At 65.7% G+C, this 2,903-nt stretch carries 2 protein-coding genes and 1 pseudogene; all 3 read left to right on the top strand.

The window, feature by feature from the left end:
- Window positions 1-127, top strand: a pseudogene (locus tag AC1DJT_RS35675) (carbohydrate ABC transporter permease); the annotation flags it as partial.
- A 7-nt stretch (window positions 128-134) separates the two neighbouring features.
- A complete protein-coding gene (gene argH / locus AC1DJT_RS35680; protein WP_476835956.1) occupies window positions 135-1,664 on the top strand; it encodes an argininosuccinate lyase in 1,530 nt (509 codons plus the stop codon).
- 4 nt (window positions 1,665-1,668) lie between these two features.
- Complete coding sequence (locus AC1DJT_RS35685; RefSeq protein WP_441507827.1) at window positions 1,669-2,778, top strand: ABC transporter ATP-binding protein; 1,110 nt, start codon at window positions 1,669-1,671, stop codon at window positions 2,776-2,778.
- Window positions 2,779-2,903: the final 125 nt, after the last annotated feature.

The raw sequence follows: 2,903 nt of genomic DNA on the forward strand, positions 1-2,903 counted from the left end.
GTTCCTGACCGATTGGGAGCTGATCATGGCCGGTGCCACCATCGCGACGCTGCCGACGCTCGTCGTCTTCGTCATCTTCCAGCGCTACATCATCCGCGGCGTCGTGCTCGCGGGCCTGAAAGGCTGATTCTCGCATGAACGCGCTTACGCCCGACGCCCCTTCCGGCAGCGACGACCGTTTTCCGGCGCCGGTCTATGCCCGCACCGTGCTGGCGCCGGGCTTTGCCCATAGCCAGATGCATCATCTCGCCCATCTCCTGCGCCTGCACCGCGCCCATGGCGTCATGCTGGCCGAGCAGAGCCTGCTGACCCGCCCCGAGGCGGCGGCGATCTTTGGCGCTCTCGACATCGTGGAACGTGAACTCACCGGAGCCGAACCCGCCGCTTATACCGGCGAGCATGAGGACCTGTTCTTCTTCATCGAGACCAAGCTCGCGGCGCTGATAGGCAAGGACATCGCCGGGCGCCTGCATACCGGGCGCTCGCGCAACGATATCGACCACACCCTGTTCAAGCTCGCGCTGCGCGAGCGGCTCGACACGCTCGGCCTGCAGCTGCTCGACCTGATCACAACGCTGATCCGGCGCTCGCGCGAGGAGGCCGGCACGCTGATCCTCGCCTATACACACGGCCAGCCGGCCCAGCCTTCGACCTATGGCCACTATCTCGGCGCAGTGATCGAGGTGTTGCTGCGCGACGTGACCCGGCTGATGCAGGCGCGCGAGGTCGTCGACCTCAGCACGATGGGCGCAGCTGCCATCACCACGACAGGCTTCCCGCTCGACCGCGCCCGCGTCGCAGACCTGCTCGGCTTCCCCGATTTCCTGCGGAACTCCTATGGCTGCATCGCCTCGAGCGACTATACCGCCGGCGTCTATTCGGCCCTGCGGGTGCTGGCGCTGAATCTCGGCCGTTTCGCGCAGGACCTCGCCTTCTGGACCTCGTTCGAGGTCGGGCAACTGCGCTTCTCCGACGGCTTCGTGCAGATCTCCTCGATCATGCCGCAGAAGCGCAATCCGGTTCCCGTCGAGCATCTGCGCCTGATGGCTTCGCTCACCGGGGGCAAATGCGACGCGGTGCTGCTCGCCTTGCACAATACGCCCTTCACCGACATGAACGACAATGAGCACGAGGTCCATGGTCAGGGCTACGAAGCCTTCGTCATGGCCGAACGCGCGCTCAGCCTTCTCGGCGGGGTCTTCGCATCCGCCAAGGTCGACGAGACGCGGGCGCGGGCGAATATCGAGGCGTCCTACKCCACGATCACCGAGCTCGCCGACACGCTGGTGCGCCGCGAAAAACTGCCCTTCGCCATCACGCATCATGTCGCCGCCGCGATGGCAAAGCACCTGCAGGCGACCCGGCAGACCCTTGGCACGGTGCCCTATGCCGAGTTCGTCGCCTTGTTCCGCAAGGTCACCGACCGCGACCCGGTGTTGACCGAGGCCGAATTCCGCGAGGCCGTGACGCCCGAGTATTTCGTCTCGGTGCGGACCCTCCCAGGCGGACCGGCCCCTGCCGCGATCGCCGAAAGCCTCTCCCTCTACGAGGCACAGGCTGCAGAGGCGCGGGAGCTGATTGCCCGTCACGCTGCGCGGGACGCCGCAGCGGGCAAGACGCTGTCCGGCGCCATTGCCTCATTCTCCGCGCCGAAGGGACTTTGAGCCGATGGCCAGCGTTTCGCTCAGCAAGGTCGTCAAGCGCTATGGCGATGTCGGCATTGTCCACGGCATCGACCTCGAGATCGCCGATGGCGAGTTCATCGTCGTGGTCGGTCCTTCAGGCTGCGGCAAGTCGACAACACTCAGGATGATCGCCGGGCTCGAGAGCCTCAGCGACGGCACGATCTCGATCGGCGGCCGCGTCGTGAACACGCTGGAGCCCAAGGACCGGAACATCGCGATGGTGTTCCAGAACTATGCGCTCTACCCGCATATGACGGTGCACCGGAACATCGCCTTCGGCCTCTACGCTGCAAAACTGCCGAAGGCCGAGATCGACCGCAAGGTACGCGAAGCGGCCGCGCTGCTTGGGCTGACCGACCTGCTCGAACGCCGGCCTAATGCGCTCTCCGGCGGCCAACGCCAGCGCGTCGCCATGGGCCGCGCCATCGTGCGCGATCCCACCGTCTTCCTGTTCGACGAACCGCTCTCCAATCTCGACGCCCAGCTGCGCGGCCAGATGCGCACCGAGATCAAGCGGCTGCACCAGTCGATCGGCACCACGATCGTCTATGTGACGCATGACCAGATCGAGGCGATGACTCTCGCTGACAGAATCGTGATCATGCGCGACGGACGGATCGAGCAGGTCGGCACGCCGCTCGACGTGTTTCACACCCCTGCGAGCGCCTTTGTTGCCGGTTTCATCGGCACGCCGACGATGAACCTGCTGGAGGTCTCCGTGGTCCAGCAGAACGGGATGCCCGCGCTGGCGTTGGAGCCCGGTGGCGCGGCGCTCACTCTCGCCCCTGACGCGGGCGCGCGCCTCGGCGACCGCAGCACGGTTTTGATGGGCCTGCGGCCCGACAATCTCACGGTCGAGCCGCTCGATGCACCCGACCTCACCTCCGCGGGGCGGCAGAAGCTCAATGCCACGGTGGTCGTAGCCGAACCCCTCGGCGTCACGACGCAGGTCATCGTCAAGCTCGCCGGCCGCGAAGTGGTCGGCATGGCTGATGGCCGCTTCGTACCTGCCGCCGGAGCGGCAGTGAAACTCGCATGCGATCTCGACCGGCTACACCTGTTCGATGCGGAGACGCGGCTGCGCCTTTCCTAGGTGTTTGATCCCGGGCTTTGATGGTGCAGTCTTTTCGCGTGAGTGGAAGGAGGCGCTATGGGCCAGGTTCACCATGGGAGCGCCACGACGACAGAGGCGGTTCGTCGAGCGATACAGCATAGTCA

Source organism: Allobosea sp. 05T422_2, assembly GCF_056396265.1.